We start from the raw sequence: 19293 nt of genomic DNA, 5'->3' as shown, positions 1-19293 counted from the left end.
TGTTCTTAAATAAAAAGATCAATGTAATTTGTGTGGTGATAAAATTGAAGGTCTATCTTGTAGTTATATTCCAATTTATTATTTGGAGCGGTTATACATTGATTGAGTGGCTTTCGACACGCGATCAGCTTATTTATAAAGTCATTATGTTCTTTGTCTTTTTTTACTTGGCATTTGCATTTGGAAATTATGTGACCAAATCCCGTAAAAAGACACTTTTTATAACAGCCCTAAGCCTGGTTATCTATACCTCCCTTCATTATACTTTTGCGCTTGTTGTCCATTAAAAAAGACCCCGTAAAAAGGAGTCTTTCCCATCTTATTTTCTAGGATAATAATACATGACCCTGTCGTTAAAAAGGTGAAGCTCACCTTGAAGTTTTTTAGCAAGGAATTTAGAGAACTCATTTGCTTTTCCTTTATCACCGTGGGTCGATTGTTCTGGAAGCGTCACTTGTATGTATTGTTGTTCTCTTTCTGTCCCATCTTCCTCTTTAATCGATTCTTTATCAACACCAATCAAAATTGCCCGGTAGCGTTCATGGTCAGAATATAAATAAAAAGCATTTGTGTTATTCCCGTTTGATTCTTTTAGTTGATAAGGAAATGCTGATTCTCCGTACTGCCAATTTAACTGGTCGCCCGTTTTTGAAGTTATATCTTTATAATAATGAAACAGTTCTTTCACTTCTTCAATGGTAATTGTTTGTTTAACAGATGAGGGCACGAGCTTAATAAATGCATTAACAGCCATCATCATTCCCCCTTTAACGTTCATAATTTATGCAACTCTATTCTAGCACTGATTAAAAAGTACTGACAACAATAAACCCAAAATAACCTTACTAACTATTCTATATATTTTATTAGTATCAATAGTAGACCTAATAAAGGTCTTTAATGCTAAAAAATATTTTAATGTGATATACGATTTGGGCTTGAAAAATGAAATGTGTTATATTATTATTGGATTAAGGAGATTAGAAAGCGTTTTAAAATCATCATCATTCAATAAGAAAAGGGGATTGAACAAATGGGTACACTTGTATGCCAAACATGTAATTCTACTATCGATCACTTTGAAGATGAAAAAGTCACTGTGCTCTACTCTAAATGCAATTGCTGTGATGAATATAAACATGAAGAAGAAATATAAATAGTAAATCAAAAAGGATTCCTTTGCAGGAATCCATTTTTTTTTGCCATTTACTGAATGGCCTTATATTCTTTTATCACACGAATGGTTTTAATTTCATCATCTTCAGGACCTTGTACAGGAAGTCCAACTTCAAGGTTTTTCCGGATATAATGGAGGTTTTCTTTAGTGATAATTTCACCAGGTATAAAAATTGGAATACCAGGAGGATATACCATTACAAACTCTGCAATAATACGGCCTTCTGATTCTTCAAAAGGTACAACCTCTGTCTCTGAATAAAATGCGTCTCTTGGTGTAAGAGCAAGCACAGGGATTTCAGGAAGCAGTACCTCAAGTGGTACCATCTGTCCTGCACGGTGCTCACATTCCATTTCAAGTTCTTTTAATGCATTGACCAATATGTCTGTTTCTGCCTCTGTATCACCTAGTGTGATAATGCAGAGAATGTTATATAAATCTGATAGTTCAACCTCAATATTATGTTTTTCACGCAGCCATTTTTCTACTTCATAACCGGTTAAGCCTAAATCTTTAACCGAAATAATAAGTTTCGTTGGATCATAATCAAACGTCGCTTTTGAACCTAAAATCTCTTCACCAACACAATGAATATGGTCTATTTCATTAATTCTTTTACGAGTAGACTGAGCTAACTTAATCGTTTTATCAATTAACTCTTTTCCTTTAGTTGCAAGCTGCTTTCTAGCAACATCTAGAGAAGCCAAAAGCAAATAGGAAGTTGAAGTAGTTGTTAGCATACTTAAGATACTTTGTACATGCTTAGCTGATACGAGCCCTTCTCTGACATTAAGAATGGAGCTTTGGGTCATAGAACCGCCAAGTTTATGAACACTTGTTGCTGCCATATCTGCCCCTGCCTGCATGGCTGAAAGCGGTAGTTGATCATGGAAATGAATATGAACGCCATGGGCTTCATCAACTAGAACGGGAACATGATAAGAATGGGCAATTTCAACTATTTTCTTTAGATCTGCAGAAATTCCAAAGTAGGTTGGGTTAATGACTAACACAGCTTTTGCATCCGGGTGCTGCTCCAAGGCTCTTTCCACAGAATCAGTTGTGATGCCGTGTGAAATTCCTAATTCTTTATCGATTTCTGGATGAATAAATACTGGGATTGCACCTGAAAAAACAACAGCGGACATTATGGATTTATGCACGTTCCGTGGAACAATGATTTTATCGTCAGGCCCGCACACAGCCATAATCATCGCAATAATCGCACCGCTTGTTCCCTGTACAGAAAAAAAGGTGCGATCGGCTCCGAAAGCCTCAGCTGCTAAATCTTGTGCTTGTTTAATCATTCCCTTTGGTGAATGTAGATCATCAAGAGGGCCAATATTAATTAAGTCAATTGACAAGGCATTTTCACCAATAAATTGACGGAAGTCTGGATCCATTCCAGCCCCTTTTTTATGGCCGGGAATATGGAATTGAACGGGTTTTTTCTTCGCGTGTTCTACTAAACCGCTAAATAACGGTGTTTGGTCTTGTGACAATGATAAATACACCTCTTTATAAAAAAATGCTCAGATTATTCGTCTATATTCGACATCAAAACAAAGGAATTATAGCATTATTCCACAGTATTTTAAAGGACTAAATTGAACTTTTACAGATATATTTTGACTAAAGTTAGTTTCCCATAAAGAAAGGGAAATTAACCTTTTAAGAAGAATAAACAAAATAACAATAAAATAAGGGGGATTTGGAGTGAATTGGAAAACGCGGGTTACTGAACTTTTAGATATACAGTTTCCTATTATTCAAGGGGGGTTAGCCTATTTGGCTTACTCAGAATTAGCTGCCGCAGTATCGAATGCAGGGGGACTTGGTCAAATCACAGCAATGTCTCTAAGTAAACCTGAATTACTTAGAGAAGAGATCCGTAAGGTAAAGAAATTAACCGAAAAACCATTTGGAGTAAATTTTGCAATTGGACAGCAAGGCAGACCGTTTGCTGATTATCTTCAGGTGGCAATCGAGGAGGAAGTCCCCGTTGTGTCAATGACCGGAGGAAATCCCGCCCCGATTTTTCACCAATTAAAAGGAACAAAGATAAAAACACTCGTGCTTGTAGCAGCGAGGAGACAGGCGGTTAAAGCAGAGGAGTTAGGGGCCGATGCAGTAATGGTTGTTGGTCAGGAAGGGGGCGGTCACCTTGGAAGAGATGATATCGGTACTACTGTTTTGATCCCACAAGTAGTTGATGCTGTGTCTATTCCTGTGATTGCATCAGGCGGGATTGGTGATGGCAGAGGACTGATGGCAGCACTTAGCCTAGGGGCAGAGGGAATTGAGATGGGTACAAGATTTATTGCGACCACTGAATGTGTTCACGCTCATGATGTATATAAACAAAAATTAGTTGAGGGAACGGAAAGTGAAACAGTTGTGATTAAAAGGACACTCGGAGCACCTGGCAGGGCTATTGCTAGTAGCTGGACAGAAAAAATACTTGAGATAGAAAAAAACCATGGCGATTACAACCAGTTAAAAGATTATATAAGCGGTAAAGCTAATCGGCGTTACATATACGATGGGAATCCATCAGAGGGATTTGCATGGGCGGGACAAGTTATGGGGCTGATTAAAGATGTACCTAGAGTGGCCGAACTCTTTGACCGAATGATTAATGAGGCGGAACAAATCCGTGCAAAATGGGGAAAATAGAGATATCATACCATTAGCAAAGGTAAAGTAGGTGAAAGTTTGGATTATCAATACCCAATTGACTATAGTTGGTCAACAGATGAAATTGTTGATGTAATTAAATTTTTTGAAACAATTGAAAGGGCTTATGAAAAAGGCATTGAACGAGATGAGGTAATGAATGCTTATCGCAGGTTCAAAGAGATTGTCCCCAGCAAAGCAGAGGAAAAGACCGTTTGCGGGGAATTTGAAGAAATAAGCGGTTATTCATCGTACAGAACAATAAAAAAAGCAAAGGAATCCGTGTCTGGAGATCGAATTATCATGAAATAAAACAGAAAAACTCCCATTGCCGAAAGGCAATCGGGAGTTTTTCTGTTTTATTTAATATTTTGAGCTATTTTATACAATGGGGCAACGGTAGTAAATACACTTTCTAATTGTTCCAGTAATCCTTGTGATCCTAATTCAATCGCACGATCCCGTTCCATAGTGAAACCACATAATAATTCTGCCTTTTTAATGGTCTTCAATCGCTCAAATTGGGCAAGTAGATCATTCTTTGATAATTGCTCGTGTTTAATTGTATCTGGTTTGGTATGGTCTAAAGACCACGAAAACTCTTTTGGTATTTCTTTATAGATTTTTGCAGCTTTTTTTATAAACCGCTCAGCCATGACCTCTTTTTGCGGTGCTTCATAAATCACTGCAAACCAAACAAATAAGTGCGTATTCCATAGACCAATTTGGAAATGGGGAAGCATTTTATAACCACGGGGATTGGAAGCAAATGCTACCCAGGTATCCTTAGGCGGGTTAATGGTCCGTCTGGCATGTTTAGCTACATGGACAAACATTTCATCTCCAGTTAAAGCTGCTAAACCAGGCGCAAAGTACTCACCGAGCTGTTCTAATTTGGGTCGTATGGTATTTTTTAGAGCTTCCATTCTAGGTTCTAAACCATCTATTAAAAATACATCAAAGTCCTCGTTCGTAAATCCGCCGAACTCCATCCTCTTACCTCCAACAGTTGTTTGTCAATTATTGTAGCATAAGATAGAAAAACCAAGAAGTGTGTTGCTCGTATGGGTTAGTGCACATATTTGTTGCAACATATACACCTGGCTCATATTATACATTAAAACAAATAATCAGAAAAATTAGTAAACATACCGAAAGGGGGAAATGATTGGATGAAACAATTAATGAATACATCCCTAAAAAAAGCAACTGAAAAGGAAAAAAGAGCGGTATTAAGATTAGAAATGGATTATGAATTAGCAACATTATTTGAGGCGATTGAAGAGAAGAATGAAAAGAAAATCAAAGAATGTAAGCAAAAATTAGAAAAAATCCGCCTGGATTTATTACGGTTAAAAGCTTTTTGATCGATTTATAATCTAAGGGAGTATAAAGATGGAATGAACTTTGAAGAGATAATACATCGCTTGATTTGAACGAACTCCAATTGAGGGTTAAGAGGAGTTCGTTTATTATTGTGCCTTGGTGTGTGAAAGATTAAACGGACGGAAGTTTAAAAGTTGCTGTGTCAGGTTAATTTTATTAAGCTAATAGTACATCAATTAATTAACAGTGCTTCATACTACATACATTGGAAAATCTGGAATGAATGGAGGAAGTTTATGAATTGGGAAGAAATCGACACCCATGCAAAGCAGTGGGTGAAAGAGGCCGGAGAAAGGATCCGTACCTCCTTTAGTGCAACGTTAGATATTGAAACTAAATCCAATGCAAATGATTTAGTAACAAATATGGATAAAGAAATTGAACAGTTCTTTATCAAGCATATTAAGGAGGTTTATCCGAACCATAAAATAATGGGGGAAGAGGGGTTTGGCGACAAACTTCAAAGCTTGGAAGGAATTGTATGGTTCATAGACCCGATTGACGGGACAATGAACTTTGTTCATCAACAAAGGAATTTTGCTATTTCAATTGGAATATACGAAAATGGTGTTGGAAAAATAGGACTTATATATGATGTGGTTCACGATGAACTATACCATGCTATAAGCGGCAAGGGTGCCTACATAAATGGAAAAGCAATACCAGCACTGAATGAGGCTGTTATTCACGAATCGATACTTGCCCTTAATGCTACATGGGTCGTGGAAAATAAAAGGATTGACCATAACCTGTTGATCCCTTTAGTAAAAGCTGCCAGGGGAACAAGATCATATGGAACGGCCGCACTTGAACTAGTATTTTTAGCTGCCGGGAGGGTAGATGCCTATTTTTCTATGCGCCTTGCACCATGGGATGTGGCTGCGGGAGCTGTTATCCTAGAGGAACTAGGCGGAGTTGTAACTAATCTTAGAGGGGAGAAGCTTGATCTTCTTTCCAATGATTCATTATTTGCGGCAAAGCCAGGTCTTCACGAATCGATTCTAAAAGACTATTTAAAGGGAGGACAATGGTAGAAGGAAAAACCTCCACTAAAAAAAGTAAAAAAGCTTGGGATCACCCAAGCTTTTTTATAATTCCCCATTTTCTCTCATTTTCTTTTTTGTCTTGAAACCCATTCCCATAATAACAATTACAGCAAGAATGCAGCCTAAAGCCGCAAGCAGGCTCTGTTCACTAATCGCAATACCGATTCCGACAATACTTGCCGCTGCAAGAATTGAATAAAAAAGTAACGGCCATTTGACATTGTTCATATGCACTTACCCCTTTTTCATTTCAAATGGTATGGTATAATTTCTAAGCATATTTTAATTTTACATAAAATCATTTTAAGTTTCCACTTTATTTGTGGTATAATGTTTTAGTTGTGAATGTAAAACTATAATTAAACTTAATTTTTATGAATAAAAGGCAGGAGTGGAATTGTTTGAATTTAAGAAATGATATTCGAAATATAGCGATTATTGCCCACGTTGACCATGGTAAAACAACGCTGGTGGACCAACTGTTAAAACAATCAGGAACATTTCGTACTAATGAGCATGTCGAAGAACGTGCAATGGATTCCAATGATTTAGAGAGAGAACGTGGAATCACGATTCTTGCGAAAAATACAGCGATCCAATACAAAGATACTCGTATTAACATCTTGGATACACCAGGACACGCTGACTTCGGTGGTGAAGTAGAGCGGATCATGAAAATGGTTGATGGGGTATTGTTAGTCGTGGATGCTTACGAAGGCTGTATGCCGCAAACACGTTTTGTGTTAAAGAAGGCTTTAGAACAAAACCTAACCCCAATTGTTGTTGTCAATAAAATTGACCGTGATTTTGCCCGTCCTTTAGAAGTTATTGATGAAGTACTTGATTTGTTTATTGAGCTTGGGGCGAACGAAGACCAGCTTGAATTCCCGGTTGTTTATGCATCTGCAATTAACGGTACGGCAAGTATAGACCCTGAGAAGCAAGATGAAAACATGCAGTCATTATATGACGCGATTGTCGAACATATCCCGTCTCCAGTAGACAATAGTGATGAGCCGCTTCAGTTCCAAGTAGCATTATTGGATTATAATGATTATGTTGGCCGTATTGGTATCGGGCGTGTATTCCGCGGAACGATGAAAGTAGGACAGCAGGTAGCACTAATGAAGGTTGATGGTTCTGTTAAGCAGTTCCGTGTTACCAAAATCTTCGGCTTCTTTGGATTAAAACGTCAAGAAATAGAAGAGGCAAAAGCAGGTGACTTAATTGCTGTTTCCGGTATGGAGGACATCAATGTAGGTGAAACCGTTTGTCCGGTTGAACAACAAGAAGCATTACCGATCTTAAGAATTGATGAACCTACATTACAAATGACCTTTGTTGTAAACAATAGCCCATTTGCAGGTAGAGAAGGTAAGTACTTGACTTCAAGAAAGATTGAAGAAAGACTTCGTGCTCAATTGCAGACAGATGTAAGCTTACGGGTAGAAAATACAGATTCACCGGATGCATGGATTGTTTCGGGCCGTGGTGAGCTCCATTTATCTATATTAATCGAAAATATGCGTCGCGAAGGCTATGAGCTTCAAGTTTCAAAACCGGAAGTAATTGTAAAAGAAGTTGATGGAGTTCGTTGTGAGCCAGTAGAACGTGTACAAATTGATGTGCCTGAAGAGCATACCGGATCAGTAATGGAATCAATCGGTGCACGTAAAGGCGAAATGATTGATATGATTAATAATGGCTCAGGTCAAGTCCGTTTAATCTTTAATGTTCCAGCACGTGGTTTAATTGGTTATACTACGGAGTTTTTAACAATGACTCGTGGTTATGGAATTATCAATCACACGTTTGACAGTTACCAGCCAATGCTTCAAGGACAGGTGGGCGGAAGACGTCAAGGGGTTCTAGTTTCAATGGAATCTGGAAAAGCCTCCACTTATGGAATTATGCAGGTTGAAGATCGCGGTACTATCTTCGTTGAGCCTGGTACGGAAATATATGAAGGAATGATCGTTGGGGAGCATACTCGTGAGAACGACATTACTGTTAATATCACGAAGGTAAAACAAGCAACCAATGTTCGTTCTGCAAACAAAGATCAAACGTCAGTTATTAAAAAACCTAGGATTATGACTTTAGAAGAATCACTAGAGTACTTAAATGACGACGAATATTGTGAAGTCACACCTGAATCTATTCGTTTGAGAAAGAAAATTCTTGATAAGAATGAACGGGAAAGAATGGCTAAAAAGAAAAAGTATGCTGAATTGAGTTAAGGATGATGAGGTGCAAACCGTGGAAGAATTAAGATCCTTTTCACCAAGTTTAAGATTCTTTATTCAACTTACGAATGATATTCAAACTGGTGTCATGCTGCAATATGTTTTTATTGTCATTTTATCAGTTATTGTCTATCGTCTGGGTTTTGCAAAAAAGCTGTCCATTGGTAAAAATATTGTAATTTATTTCAGCCTCTGTGTTGGATGCGTATTGATGTTGTTTTTCTCCTATGCCTTACCGATTGCAGAAGGGTTGGGAGTCGCAGCGTTATTATTGATTGTTTATAAAATCCGCCTTCACCAATCAAAAAGGCAGACGCAAAAAGAAGTCACTGGGGGGAAATAAATGCACTCATTGCAGGATGCCCTTTATAATTGGCTAACGATTAAAGTCGTTTGTGATGCCCGGCCTGATGACGCAGCTGCGATTGAAACAAGGGAGTTCTTTGAGGAAATCCTTAGCACACAGCATCACGTTTCAAATATTGAAATAACCACAGATGATGTGATGTATTACATTTCGTACCAGCATGGAAACGAAACAAAAAAAGGACGCTATCCTCGGGAGTTAATTGAAATAATGATTAACCAGATTAATCAAGAGCCCGAGAAGTATAAAGACTATCCGCTCGATTAAATAAGAAAAACGCTTGTAGTTTACAAGCGTTTTTTCTTTATTACCACTCATCCTTATCAGATTTTGGCCGGTACAAATGGAAGTTGCCTGATTCCACTCGGGCATTTGTTTTTTCGGTGATTCTATTGCTGCACTCATTACACATGTATGTATGGATGGGACGGTTTCGAAGTCGCTTTGCGACTAATGACTCATCATTTATGGATTCTATTTTATCACAGATCACACATTTAACTCTCATTCAAACACCTCTTTACTTCTTCATTAGAAAAACAAAATATTTGCTATAAGTATACCATGACATACCATCAAGGGGTAAATCAATTGGTTAGAGTTGATGAAAAATAGGGATAGTAGTAATATGAGAATATCTGTTTTTAGGAATAAATAAAGGGGTTGTAAACATGGCAAATCAGGTAGAACCAAAACTCATCCAGCCATTATTTGATGAACTTCAAAAGGAACGATTTGTAACATTGGCAACAGTTGATTATGAAACTGGCGGTCCAAACGTTAGTGCTATTTCTTGGGTTCTGGCGAAAGATGAAGGAACCATTTATTTTGCAGTAGATAATCGGTCTCGTATATTAGAAAATATCAATAAAAATAATAAGGTTGTTATTAACCTAATTGCAAATGAGTCTACATACTCCATTCAAGGAGAAGCCCGCGTAAAAGAAGAACGTTTACCGGAAGTGCCTTTAAAGCTTGCATTGGTTGAAGTAGTGATCAATGAAGTAAGAGACGTGATGTTTTATGGTTCAAAAATTGTGACAGAAGTTCAGTATGATAAAACCTATGATAAAAAAGCTGCCGAGAGACTTGACAATCAAGTCATGGAAGCAATGAAAAAAGCTTAGTAATAACTAAGCTTTTTTCATTGTCTGTGTTAAACTTGGATGTTAATTTCCGCTCCAATCAACATCGTTACAAAATTAAATATGAGTTTTAAACTCAGCCTTTCTATTAAAAAGAGGTTTTGGGATGCCGAGCGGGTTACTTATGGTGATTTGATTGTTCATCCTGCTCTTTTTTAAGTTTCTTTTCGTCTTTGCCTTGCAGATTTTGATCTGGTTTTTCTGTTGCATTTTTCGGACTTGGAGTAATTAAATCTCCTGGTACTTCAGGAATTAATCTGCCGGCGACATCTGCTAATTCTTCCATAATTCCTTGGATGGGTCTGCCTTTATTTATATCTGCTTGGATTTCCTTTAGACGCTGGTTTGTGTCCGCGTCCGCCACGACAATGGCTTTGGCCCCGTAAGGATCTTTCCTTAAACTTTCTGCAACAGAATACTTAATTGAACCGACTTGAGAACGGTCAATCTTTGAATTAACATCAATACCGACAATGGCGTACCTGCCTAACACTACCGCGGTTGCATCTGAAACATCTGGAATGCTAGTTGCTAGTTCAACTAGATGCTTGGAAATTTCTTGCCCGGATTTCCGGTCTACACTGTTAATATAACTGTTTTTAACTTTCACTAGTGATTGATTACTGTTTTGTGTATTCTCCTTCTGATTTGTGATGTTGCAGCCTGTCAATAGTAAACCAATCGCTGTTGTTACTAAGATCTTCTTCATTCTAAACCACCTCCAGGATGATTAAATATGGTTAAATGGGCTTGAACAGTAGTCTTTCATATAAAATAAATAGTCTTAATAACAATTATTGTGTGGAACGTCTTCTATCTTTATTCCAATAAACATATATTTTACCAAAGTCCAATCTAGCAAAGGGTTGTTGAAACTAATTTTTCACAAACCACACACCAGTGAAGCAGGAGGCGTTGCTTTGAGTAAAATATACGTGTTAGATACAAATGTCTTGCTCCAAGATCCGTATTCCATTTTTTCTTTTGAAGATAATGAAGTTGTCATTCCAGCAGTCGTACTTGAAGAGGTGGACTCAAAGAAAAGAAATATGGATGAAGTTGGCAGGAATGCAAGACACGTATCGCGATTAATTGATGGTCTAAGGGCCTCAGGGAAACTGCATGAAAAAATTCCTCTTGAAAATGGAGGAACGATTAGGATTGAGTTAAACCATCGTTCTTTTCACGAATTACAAGACATTTTTGTTGAAAAAACAAATGATAATCGCATTTTAGCGGTGGCGAAAAATTTATTTTTAGAGGAACAAGCAAAGGAAAATGGAAAGCCCGTTATTATCGTTAGCAAGGATGCACTCGTTCGAGTAAAAGCAGATGCGATTGGACTTACTGCAGAGGACTTTTTAAACGACCGAGTCGTAGAAATTGAACATATATATACAGGATTTTTTGAACTGTTACTGCCGATTGAACTGTTAGGCCGTTTCTATGAAAAGGGAGAACTATCCCTCTCAGAGGTAGCTAATCATCCATTCTATCCTAATCAGTTCTTAATTATGAAGGATGTCCTTGGCAGTTCAGCCTCAGCCATTGGGATGGTCGATAAAACCAGTAAAAAGGTGAAAAAATTAACGTTAAATCAAGAGCACGTCTGGGGAATCCATTCCCGAAATGTCCAGCAGACGATGGCAATCGAGTTATTGTTGCGCAAAGATATCCCGCTAGTTACATTAACCGGGAAGGCAGGAACAGGAAAAACATTACTTGCACTGGCTTCTGGTCTAATGCAGACAGAGGACTTTAGAGAATATAAAAAGCTTTTAGTCGCACGCCCGATTGTTCCGGTTGGAAAAGATCTTGGATTTTTACCAGGTGAAAAACAAGAAAAGCTTAGACCATGGATGCAGCCGATCTACGATAACTTAGAATATCTATTTAATACAAAAAAACCAGGAGAGCTTGATGCCATTTTAGCCGGAATGGGTTCAATCGAGGTCGAGGCCCTAACGTATATACGTGGAAGAAGTCTGCCAAAGCAGTTTATTATTATCGATGAGGCACAAAACTTAACCAAACATGAAGTAAAAACGATCTTAACACGTGTAGGTGAGGGCAGTAAGATTGTGCTGATGGGGGATCCTGAACAGATTGACCATCCATATCTTGATGCATATAACAATGGCTTAACCTATGTGGTTGAGAAGTTTAAAGATCAGGAAATTTCTGGACATGTTAAGCTGTTAAAAGGAGAACGCTCAGGACTGGCAAGACTGGCAGCTGATTTATTATAAAGGCTTTGTTGGAGATCAGTGTTGATTATGTAAGGATGTTGATTTTCGCTCCAATCAACATCCCCCTAAAACATAGCCATTATAAAAACGGGTGCCAGTCAGGCGCCCGTTTATGCTCACTTTATTGTAAATCCTGTAATGTTCTTAACAGGGTTTTCCCGATTAGAGCCATCACCATAATAGATATGGACGGGGCCATCAGGATTTAGCGGCTTACCATTTTTTGAATAACCTAAAATAAACTGATAGGCCTCCTCAAGAGGATATTCTATTTCTTCCGTCGTAGTATGAACAACTAAAGTTTTTGCAGTCTGATCAGGTTCCGAATTTAATAGGAATGGTTTGAATGGGATTCCGAAAGTACCTGTCAGGACCTTTTCTTTTTCAAATCTCTTTTCTGTTTTCAATGTTGGGGGATAAATAGCTCCCTCCATAATTTCACGATCCCAATGTTTAGAAACTGCTTTGGTATAAGCTTCTTCCGCATTAGAGGTTTTATTTCCTAGTGAAAAATAAGTTGTTAAATCAACCCGGCGGTCATCAAAAATCCAAACGCTTGGATCAAGAGTAATTGTATATTTTACATTCCCTGTTATCGTTAAAATATTTTCCATTATACATCCCCCTCGAGGCTAGCCTGCATGAAAAAATGTATGTTCATCTCTCTCATGAAAACTCAATTTTACTAGAATACTGCACGCTTAGATAACATGATACTCTTTCTTAGTATAACTTGTTTTATCAAGGTTGTCATAATAGGAATTCTTGTTTGTTATTTCCTTTATTGTTCTTGCATTTTTGTGGTGTAAACGTTAAAATTTATAGATAAGTTGAATTATCGCTCTGAAATGGGGGGATCAATGTTGGCGTCTGAAATGATCGTGAATCACCATGAAAAAGCATATGCCTTGCTTCAGGCTGACGCTGAAAAGATATTAAAGCTTATCAAAGTGCAAATGGACAATCTCACGATGCCTCAATGCCCTCTTTATGAAGAGGTATTGGATACACAAATGTTTGGCCTTTCAAGAGAAATAGACTTTGCTGTGCGATTAGGCTTAATAGATGCTAAGGATGGAAAAACAATTCTAGATCAATTAGAGAGAGAACTTTCTGCTCTTCATGATGCATCCTTAAAAAAATAATGCATAAATAAGAACTCAAACAATACAGCGTAATGTTTGAGTTTTTTATTATACATAAAGGGCAGGATCGGTCAAATACTCTTTATTAAAATCTTGTAACAATGAGGATTTCCTCAAGTAAGAAAACCATTTTTTTATTATAATAGAATGGATACTATCAATATTTGAAAATGAGGACGTCTTAAATGCTGAAAAAAATATTAAAATCATATGACTACACGTTGATTGTTGCCATTACTCTTTTGTGTGCATTTGGTCTTGTGATGATCTATAGTGCGAGCATGGCTTACGCGGTACAAAGGTATCAAGTTCAACCTGATTATTTCTACCAGAGGCAAAAAATATTTTTGTTAATATTTGCTGTTATATTTTTATTTACAGCGTTTGTTCCTTATAAAATAATGAATTTTACAAAATGGTTTCAGGCCCCGATGGTAATTGCTTCGATTGTATCCTTGCTAGGTCTATTTGTTTTTGGGCAGGTAAAGAACAATGCGCAAAGCTGGTATGCTATCGGCACTTTCCTTTTACAGCCAGCTGAATTTGTAAAACTCGCAGTTATTATCTATTTGGCATCAGTTTATGCAAAAAAACAGCCATACATCAACCAATTTAATAAGGGTGTACTGCCGCCTTTAGTCTATCTCTTTATTGTCTGTGTCCTAATTGCAGCCCAGCCAGACTTTGGAACAGCTGTTATTATTGCTGCGATTGCAGGTACAATTATTATTGCTTCAGGTATGAACTTTAAAACGATCTCAAAATTAGTAATGATGGTGCTAATCCTGCTTCTTCCAATTGTGCTAGTGTCTTGGGGAAAGATTTTTTCTAATGAACAAATGAGCCGGTTTGAGGTAATGGGAAATCCGTTCGATGAGAAATACGTTCAGGATGCGGGTTTCCATTTGGCGAATTCCTTTATTGCGATCGGATCTGGCGGGGTAAACGGATTGGGATTAGGTAAAAGTATTCAAAAGCTGGGCTATCTGCCAGAGTCCCACACAGACTTTATTATGGCTATTATTGCTGAAGAATTAGGAGTTTGGGGAGTAGGTTTTGTTATTCTGCTTCTGGCCTATATTGTGTTACGGGGAATTTATATAGGGATGAAGTGTAAGGACCCATTTGGAAGCCTATTAGCTTTTGGTATTTCGAGTATGATAGGGATCCAGTCCTTTATCAATCTTGCAGGTGTGTCTGGAGTCATTCCTCTAACAGGTGTCCCGCTGCCCTTTATCAGCTATGGAGGTTCTTCACTCTTAATGCTTGCGGGAGCCTCTGGTATTCTTGTAAATGTATCGATGTTTGTGAAATATGAAAGTAAATATAAAAACAAACAAGGGAGCACAGATAAAAAATTAAAAACGGATGATGGGAAGGTCTTTTATCTTTAGTAAAGCGCAGGGGATTCATTTCCCTTGCGTTTAAAAATACATAGGAACTTGAGGTGCTTTACGTGACAAGACAGATTAATAAAGTATTGGTTGCTAATCGTGGAGAGATTGCCATTAGGGTTTTTCGTGCGTGTACTGAACTGAATATTCGGACTGTTGCCATTTATTCGAAAGAAGATTCGGGGGCTTATCATCGCTATAAGGCAGACGAGGCCTACTTAATAGGGGAAGGCAAAAAACCGATTGATGCCTATTTAGATATCGACGGGATTATCGACATTGCCAAAAAAAGTGGAGTTACTGCCATTCATCCCGGTTATGGATTTCTGTCGGAAAATATCCATTTTGCCAAACGCTGTGAAGAAGAGGGAATTATTTTTATCGGTCCAACTTCTAAACACTTAGATATGTTTGGGGATAAGGTGAAAGCGAGAAGTCAAGCGGAATTAGCCGATATTCCGGTAATCCCGGGCAGTGATGGTCCGGTCAATGACATACGTGAAGTGGAAGAGTTTGCTGCTTCCCACGGATTCCCAATCATCATTAAAGCTTCCTTAGGTGGAGGCGGACGTGGAATGAGAATTGTGAACTCCGCTGACGAGGTTACTGAAGCCTTCGAACGGGCAAAATCTGAAGCAAAGGCCGCTTTTGGAAATGATGAAGTGTATCTAGAAAAGCTAATTGCAAATCCCAAGCACATTGAAGTCCAAATTATTGGTGACCAGCATGGAAATATCGTTCATCTTTTTGATCGGGATTGTTCCGTTCAAAGGCGCCATCAAAAGGTAGTGGAAGTGGCGCCAAGTGTGTCTATTTCGGATGAACTGCGGAACTCAATCTGCCAAGCTGCGGTAAAATTAATGAGCAATGTTCAATACTTAAATGCAGGAACGGTTGAATTTCTGGTAGCCGGTAATGATTTTTATTTTATTGAAGTGAATCCAAGGGTACAGGTGGAACATACTGTAACGGAATTAGTAACAGGTATAGATATCGTTCAAACGCAAATTTTAGTATCTGAAGGGCATGAACTACATGGCCCAATCATTGGTATCCCTGCCCAGGGGGAAATTCAGTTGAATGGGTACGCGATTCAATCCAGGGTTACAACGGAAGATCCGCTAAATAATTTTATGCCTGACACAGGAAAAATTATGGCTTATCGGTCAGGCGGCGGTTTTGGCGTGCGTCTTGATGCCGGAAATGGTTTTCAAGGGGCTGTTATCACGCCATATTATGATTCATTACTTGTGAAACTTTCAACATGGGCATTGACCTTTGAACAAGCAGCAGCCAAAATGGTACGGAATTTACAAGAGTTTAGGATTAGAGGGATCAAGACCAATATTCCTTTCCTTGAAAATGTAGTCAAACATGAAAAATTTAGAAACGGTGAATATGATACATCGTTTATTGATACCACACCTGAATTATTTATCTTTCCAGTTAGTAAAGACAGGGGAACAAAACTGTTAAGCTATATCGGTACAGTAACAGTAAATGGTTTTCCTGGGGTTGAAAAAAAGAAGAGACCAGTGTTCTCAAAACCTAGAATCCCGAATCTAAATTTTGATGTTCCATATCAGGACGGAACAAAACAAATATTAGATAAATATGGGGCAGAAGGCCTCATCCAGTGGATAAAAAACCAAAAAGAAGTCTTATTAACGGATACAACCTATCGGGATGCCCATCAGTCATTATTAGCGACACGGATGCGGACCACTGATATGGTTCATATTGCAGAAGAAACGGCTAAATTATTACCAAATTTATTTTCGTTTGAGATGTGGGGAGGAGCAACGTTTGATGTTGCCTATAGATTTTTAAAGGAAGATCCTTGGGACCGGCTATTAACTCTTCGCGAAAAGATACCAAACGTTCTGTTTCAGATGCTGTTAAGGGGTGCAAATGCGGTTGGCTATAAGAATTATCCGGACAACTTAATTCGTGAATTTATTAATAAATCCGCTGCCGCAGGCATTGATGTGTTCCGAATCTTTGATAGTCTAAATTGGGTGAAAGGTATGGAAACGGCCATTGATTCTGTCCGTCAATCTGGAAAAATTGCAGAGGCTGCCATTTGTTATACCGGAGATATTTTAGATCCTGCTAGAGATAAGTACAATCTTAACTATTACCGAACATTAGCAAGAGAGTTGGAGCAGCAAGGGGCACATATTTTAGCCATCAAGGATATGGCTGGACTTTTAAAACCTGAAGCAGCTTATAGGTTAGTTTCTGAATTAAAAGAAGCCGTGGATATCCCTATTCACCTTCATACTCATGATACAAGCGGAAATGGTATTTTTACTTATGCCCGTGCGATTGAGGGCGGGGTTGATATTGTTGATACCGCGCTAAGTACGATGGCAGGATTGACATCACAGCCAAGTGCAAATTCACTATACTATGCACTCGAAGGGAATAAGAGAAAGCCGAGTGTAAATATTGAAGGAATAGAAAAGTTATCCTCTTATTGGGAAGATGTTCGGAAGTACTATCAGGATTTCGAGAGTGGAATGATTTCGCCGCATTCGGAAGTGTATCAGCATGAAATGCCCGGCGGACAATATAGCAATCTGCAGCAACAGGCAAAAGCAGTAGGGCTTGGTGAGCAGTGGGATGAAGTAAAAGAAATGTACTCCCGTGTCAATAAAATGTTCGGGGACATAGTTAAGGTTACCCCTTCCTCTAAGGTTGTGGGGGATATGGCATTGTTCATGGTGCAAAATGAACTAACAGAAGAAGATGTCCTATTAAAAGGAAACAGTTTAGACTTTCCAGACTCAGTTGTTGAATTATTTGAAGGATTCCTAGGACAGCCGTATGGAGGATTCCCTGAAGAACTCCAAAAAGTAATTCTAAAAGGAAAGAAGCCTTTAGAAGTAAGACCAGGTGAACTCCTTCCGGATGTTGATTTTGATAAGCTTAGGGAAGAGCTTTTTGAAGAGCTGGGAAGACAAGTAACAGATTTCGAGATATTATCTTATGCCCTCTATCCTAAAGTGTTTTTAGAATATATTAAGGCTAATGAAAGTTACGGAAATATTTCGATGCTTGATACACCAACATTTTTATATGGTCTCCGGCTGGGTGAGGAAATTGAAGTAGAGATTGAAAAAGGTAAAACCCTGATTGTAAAACTAGTTTCTATTGGCCAGCCACAGGCTGACGGTACGAGAGTCGTATATTTCGAGCTGAATGGACAGCCGCGTGAAGTATCTATAAAGGATGAAAGTATTAAGGCAACGGTTGTATCCAGACTAAAGGCCGACCCTAAAAACGATGAACATCTCTCAGCATCTATGCCAGGAACAGTAATTAAAGTGTTAGTCGAAAAAGGGGAAAAAGTAGAACGAGGTGATCATTTGCTCATTACAGAAGCAATGAAAATGGAAACCACCGTTCAAGCTCCGTATTCAGGTGTAGTAAAAGATTTATACATTAAGAGCGGGGATGCCATTCTTACAGGGGATTTATTAATTGAACTGTCTAAAGCATAAAGTTAGAATAAAAAAAGTTGCCGTTTGGCAACTTTTTTTATTGGTGATTCCTTCGCGATCTGGAATATAAAAGCAGAAAATAACTTAAAACGCCAAACAAGCAAGTGATAAAAAAGGCATGGAGAAGTGCAATATATAAATTTAAAAGGCTGAAAATAATAAAAGCACCTGCAATGACCTGTAAGCAGACTAGAATGAAAGCGATCAGCCATCCCCAATAAATTACCTTTTGATTTTTATAATAGCGTGCAGCAAGGTAAAAAATATAAGCAATCCAGACAAAAATCAGCCCAGCTGCCAGACGATGTCCCATTTGCACCCATTCGTATATGTTGGAGGGAAGAGAAAAAGCATTATTTGAGCAAAAAGGCCAGTCGAGGCAAACCAAGCTTGCCTTCAAATGCCGCACTAATGCTCCTGTATAGATGACAAAATAACTGTAAATGGAGACAGCTGTTATGTGGAACCCCATTCGCTTATCTATGTAGACTTTATCTGCTTCAAATTTCTTATCAATTTCAAAAATAAGTAATGTGAGTAAGAATACAGAAGCAAACGATACTAGTGAGATACCGAAATGAAGGGCCAGGACAAAGCTTGATTGCCCCCATAATACTGCGGCCGCACCAATTAATCCTTGTAACAGCAAAAAGAAAAAGGACAGTAAGGATAAGAACTTAGTTTCTCTAATATGACCGATTGCTTTCCAAGACCAAACGGATAGGGCAAGTACCATCAAACCGCCAGCACCAGAGACGAGCCGATGAGCAAGCTCAATCATTAATTCTGGAGTTATTTCCGAGGGAACAAATCTGCCGTTGCACAAAGGCCAAGATCTTCCGCACCCCATCCCAGAACCAGTCTTAGTCACCAAGGCACCTCCAATCAAAATAAATATCATTGCAATGGTAGTTGCAACTGCCAACCACTTCAAAGAACGCCGCAAAAAATTCACC

At 38.4% G+C, this 19293-nt stretch carries 22 protein-coding genes; 14 read left to right on the top strand and 8 right to left on the bottom strand.

Going from position 1 to position 19293, the window contains the following annotated elements; all coding sequences use genetic code 11:
- Window positions 1-35: 35 nt before the first annotated feature.
- Window positions 36-287: a hypothetical protein gene (locus GXK58_RS04480; RefSeq protein ID WP_337248161.1), complete on the top strand. Its 252-nt coding sequence runs from the start codon at window positions 36-38 to the stop codon at window positions 285-287.
- A 32-nt stretch (window positions 288-319) separates the two neighbouring features.
- On the opposite strand, the gene GXK58_RS04475 is transcribed toward GXK58_RS04480, so the two are convergent.
- Window positions 320-754 (bottom strand): DUF1885 family protein, encoded by a 435-nt coding sequence (locus GXK58_RS04475; protein WP_202171301.1) that lies wholly within the window; start codon window positions 752-754, stop codon window positions 320-322.
- Between the two features lie 279 nt (window positions 755-1033).
- Between GXK58_RS04475 and GXK58_RS04470 the strand changes: the two genes are divergently transcribed.
- The gene (locus GXK58_RS04470) at window positions 1034-1156 is read left to right on the top strand and encodes a GapA-binding peptide SR1P (RefSeq protein WP_160720265.1); all 123 of its coding nucleotides are present in this window, start codon (window positions 1034-1036) and stop codon (window positions 1154-1156) included.
- A 50-nt stretch (window positions 1157-1206) separates the two neighbouring features.
- Here the strand turns inward: GXK58_RS04470 and GXK58_RS04465 are convergent, their stop codons facing one another.
- A complete protein-coding gene (locus tag GXK58_RS04465; protein WP_160720263.1) occupies window positions 1207-2679 on the bottom strand; it encodes an aminotransferase class I/II-fold pyridoxal phosphate-dependent enzyme in 1473 nt (490 codons plus the stop codon).
- Window positions 2680-2893: 214 nt separating this feature from the next.
- On the opposite strand from GXK58_RS04465, the gene GXK58_RS04460 reads away from it, so the two are divergent.
- Together GXK58_RS04460 and GXK58_RS04455 are read left to right on the top strand one after the other, a co-directional pair.
- Window positions 2894-3853: an NAD(P)H-dependent flavin oxidoreductase gene (locus GXK58_RS04460; protein ID WP_160720261.1), complete on the top strand. Its 960-nt coding sequence runs from the start codon at window positions 2894-2896 to the stop codon at window positions 3851-3853.
- Window positions 3854-3892: 39 nt separating this feature from the next.
- On the top strand, window positions 3893-4165 hold the full coding sequence (locus GXK58_RS04455; RefSeq protein ID WP_160720259.1) for a UPF0223 family protein: 273 nt from the start codon (window positions 3893-3895) through the stop codon (window positions 4163-4165).
- Window positions 4166-4212: 47 nt separating this feature from the next.
- Here the strand turns inward: GXK58_RS04455 and GXK58_RS04450 are convergent, their stop codons facing one another.
- Window positions 4213-4845, bottom strand: a complete 633-nt coding sequence (locus tag GXK58_RS04450; RefSeq protein WP_160720257.1) for a YktB family protein — start codon at window positions 4843-4845, stop codon at window positions 4213-4215.
- A 180-nt stretch (window positions 4846-5025) separates the two neighbouring features.
- Between GXK58_RS04450 and GXK58_RS04445 the strand changes: the two genes are divergently transcribed.
- Both GXK58_RS04445 and GXK58_RS04440 read left to right on the top strand, forming a co-directional pair.
- Window positions 5026-5220 carry a hypothetical protein gene (locus GXK58_RS04445; protein WP_160720255.1) on the top strand — a complete coding sequence of 65 codons (195 nt, stop codon included), beginning with the start codon at window positions 5026-5028 and terminating at the stop codon, window positions 5218-5220.
- A gap of 255 nt (window positions 5221-5475) precedes the next feature.
- The gene (locus tag GXK58_RS04440; protein ID WP_160720253.1) at window positions 5476-6273 is read left to right on the top strand and encodes an inositol monophosphatase family protein; all 798 of its coding nucleotides are present in this window, start codon (window positions 5476-5478) and stop codon (window positions 6271-6273) included.
- Window positions 6274-6327: 54 nt separating this feature from the next.
- Here the strand turns inward: GXK58_RS04440 and GXK58_RS04435 are convergent, their stop codons facing one another.
- Window positions 6328-6513 (bottom strand): YlaF family protein, encoded by a 186-nt coding sequence (locus GXK58_RS04435; RefSeq protein ID WP_160720252.1) that lies wholly within the window; start codon window positions 6511-6513, stop codon window positions 6328-6330.
- Between the two features lie 173 nt (window positions 6514-6686).
- Here GXK58_RS04435 and typA point away from each other — a divergent pair, with 173 nt between their 5' ends.
- Genes typA through GXK58_RS04420 form a run of 3 tightly spaced genes read left to right on the top strand, consistent with a single transcriptional unit; the run spans window position 6687 to window position 9165 of the window.
- Window positions 6687-8525: a translational GTPase TypA gene (gene typA / locus GXK58_RS04430; RefSeq protein WP_160720250.1), complete on the top strand. Its 1839-nt coding sequence runs from the start codon at window positions 6687-6689 to the stop codon at window positions 8523-8525.
- 19 nt (window positions 8526-8544) lie between these two features.
- Window positions 8545-8874 (top strand): YlaH-like family protein, encoded by a 330-nt coding sequence (locus GXK58_RS04425; protein ID WP_237389562.1) that lies wholly within the window; start codon window positions 8545-8547, stop codon window positions 8872-8874.
- Complete coding sequence (locus GXK58_RS04420) at window positions 8875-9165, top strand: hypothetical protein (RefSeq protein ID WP_160720248.1); 291 nt, start codon at window positions 8875-8877, stop codon at window positions 9163-9165. It begins immediately after the preceding gene.
- A gap of 40 nt (window positions 9166-9205) precedes the next feature.
- On the opposite strand, the gene GXK58_RS04415 is transcribed toward GXK58_RS04420, so the two are convergent.
- Window positions 9206-9406 carry a YlaI family protein gene (locus tag GXK58_RS04415; RefSeq protein WP_160720246.1) on the bottom strand — a complete coding sequence of 67 codons (201 nt, stop codon included), beginning with the start codon at window positions 9404-9406 and terminating at the stop codon, window positions 9206-9208.
- 163 nt (window positions 9407-9569) lie between these two features.
- Between GXK58_RS04415 and GXK58_RS04410 the strand changes: the two genes are divergently transcribed.
- On the top strand, window positions 9570-10025 hold the full coding sequence (locus GXK58_RS04410) for a pyridoxamine 5'-phosphate oxidase family protein (protein ID WP_160720244.1): 456 nt from the start codon (window positions 9570-9572) through the stop codon (window positions 10023-10025).
- Between the two features lie 136 nt (window positions 10026-10161).
- Here GXK58_RS04410 and GXK58_RS04405 read toward each other — a convergent pair whose 3' ends face one another.
- Window positions 10162-10752 carry a YhcN/YlaJ family sporulation lipoprotein gene (locus tag GXK58_RS04405; RefSeq protein ID WP_160720242.1) on the bottom strand — a complete coding sequence of 197 codons (591 nt, stop codon included), beginning with the start codon at window positions 10750-10752 and terminating at the stop codon, window positions 10162-10164.
- Window positions 10753-10963: 211 nt separating this feature from the next.
- Here GXK58_RS04405 and GXK58_RS04400 point away from each other — a divergent pair, with 211 nt between their 5' ends.
- Window positions 10964-12292 (top strand): PhoH family protein, encoded by a 1329-nt coding sequence (locus GXK58_RS04400; RefSeq protein WP_160720240.1) that lies wholly within the window; start codon window positions 10964-10966, stop codon window positions 12290-12292.
- Between the two features lie 116 nt (window positions 12293-12408).
- Here GXK58_RS04400 and GXK58_RS04395 read toward each other — a convergent pair whose 3' ends face one another.
- A complete protein-coding gene (locus GXK58_RS04395) occupies window positions 12409-12906 on the bottom strand; it encodes a peptidyl-prolyl cis-trans isomerase (protein WP_160720238.1) in 498 nt (165 codons plus the stop codon).
- Window positions 12907-13155: 249 nt separating this feature from the next.
- On the opposite strand from GXK58_RS04395, the gene GXK58_RS04390 reads away from it, so the two are divergent.
- The 3 genes from GXK58_RS04390 to pyc all read left to right on the top strand — a co-directional run bounded on the left by GXK58_RS04390 (window position 13156) and on the right by pyc (window position 18337).
- Window positions 13156-13437: a YlaN family protein gene (locus tag GXK58_RS04390; protein ID WP_098527041.1), complete on the top strand. Its 282-nt coding sequence runs from the start codon at window positions 13156-13158 to the stop codon at window positions 13435-13437.
- Between the two features lie 185 nt (window positions 13438-13622).
- Window positions 13623-14831 (top strand): FtsW/RodA/SpoVE family cell cycle protein, encoded by a 1209-nt coding sequence (locus GXK58_RS04385; RefSeq protein ID WP_160720236.1) that lies wholly within the window; start codon window positions 13623-13625, stop codon window positions 14829-14831.
- Between the two features lie 62 nt (window positions 14832-14893).
- Window positions 14894-18337, top strand: a complete 3444-nt coding sequence (gene pyc, locus GXK58_RS04380; RefSeq protein ID WP_160720234.1) for a pyruvate carboxylase — start codon at window positions 14894-14896, stop codon at window positions 18335-18337.
- A 37-nt stretch (window positions 18338-18374) separates the two neighbouring features.
- On the opposite strand, the gene GXK58_RS04375 is transcribed toward pyc, so the two are convergent.
- Window positions 18375-19283 (bottom strand): COX15/CtaA family protein, encoded by a 909-nt coding sequence (locus GXK58_RS04375; RefSeq protein WP_160720232.1) that lies wholly within the window; start codon window positions 19281-19283, stop codon window positions 18375-18377.
- Window positions 19284-19293: the final 10 nt, after the last annotated feature.

Source organism: Bacillus sp. USDA818B3_A (assembly GCF_009928415.1).
In the GTDB taxonomy this organism is placed as follows: domain Bacteria; phylum Bacillota; class Bacilli; order Bacillales; family Cytobacillaceae; genus Neobacillus.
The sequence above is the reverse complement of the archived record's forward strand: the minus strand, read 5'-3'. Positions and strand labels throughout refer to the sequence as shown.

Bases quoted from the DNA above. Each gene is read 5' to 3' on its own strand.
- GXK58_RS04475 (WP_202171301.1), bottom strand. From the start codon at position 754: ATGGCTGTTAATGCATTTATTAAGCTCGTGCCCTCATCTGTTAAACAA.
- GXK58_RS04470 (WP_160720265.1), top strand. From the start codon at position 1,034: ATGGGTACACTTGTATGCCAAACATGTAATTCTACTATCGATCACTTT.
- GXK58_RS04450 (WP_160720257.1), bottom strand. From the start codon at position 4,845: ATGGAGTTCGGCGGATTTACGAACGAGGACTTTGATGTATTTTTAATA.
- GXK58_RS04445 (WP_160720255.1), top strand. From the start codon at position 5,026: ATGAAACAATTAATGAATACATCCCTAAAAAAAGCAACTGAAAAGGAA.
- GXK58_RS04440 (WP_160720253.1), top strand. From the start codon at position 5,476: ATGAATTGGGAAGAAATCGACACCCATGCAAAGCAGTGGGTGAAAGAG.
- GXK58_RS04435 (WP_160720252.1), bottom strand. From the start codon at position 6,513: ATGAACAATGTCAAATGGCCGTTACTTTTTTATTCAATTCTTGCAGCG.
- GXK58_RS04420 (WP_160720248.1), top strand. From the start codon at position 8,875: ATGCACTCATTGCAGGATGCCCTTTATAATTGGCTAACGATTAAAGTC.
- GXK58_RS04415 (WP_160720246.1), bottom strand. From the start codon at position 9,406: ATGAGAGTTAAATGTGTGATCTGTGATAAAATAGAATCCATAAATGAT.
- GXK58_RS04410 (WP_160720244.1), top strand. From the start codon at position 9,570: ATGGCAAATCAGGTAGAACCAAAACTCATCCAGCCATTATTTGATGAA.
- GXK58_RS04405 (WP_160720242.1), bottom strand. From the start codon at position 10,752: ATGAAGAAGATCTTAGTAACAACAGCGATTGGTTTACTATTGACAGGC.
- GXK58_RS04395 (WP_160720238.1), bottom strand. From the start codon at position 12,906: ATGGAAAATATTTTAACGATAACAGGGAATGTAAAATATACAATTACT.
- GXK58_RS04385 (WP_160720236.1), top strand. From the start codon at position 13,623: ATGCTGAAAAAAATATTAAAATCATATGACTACACGTTGATTGTTGCC.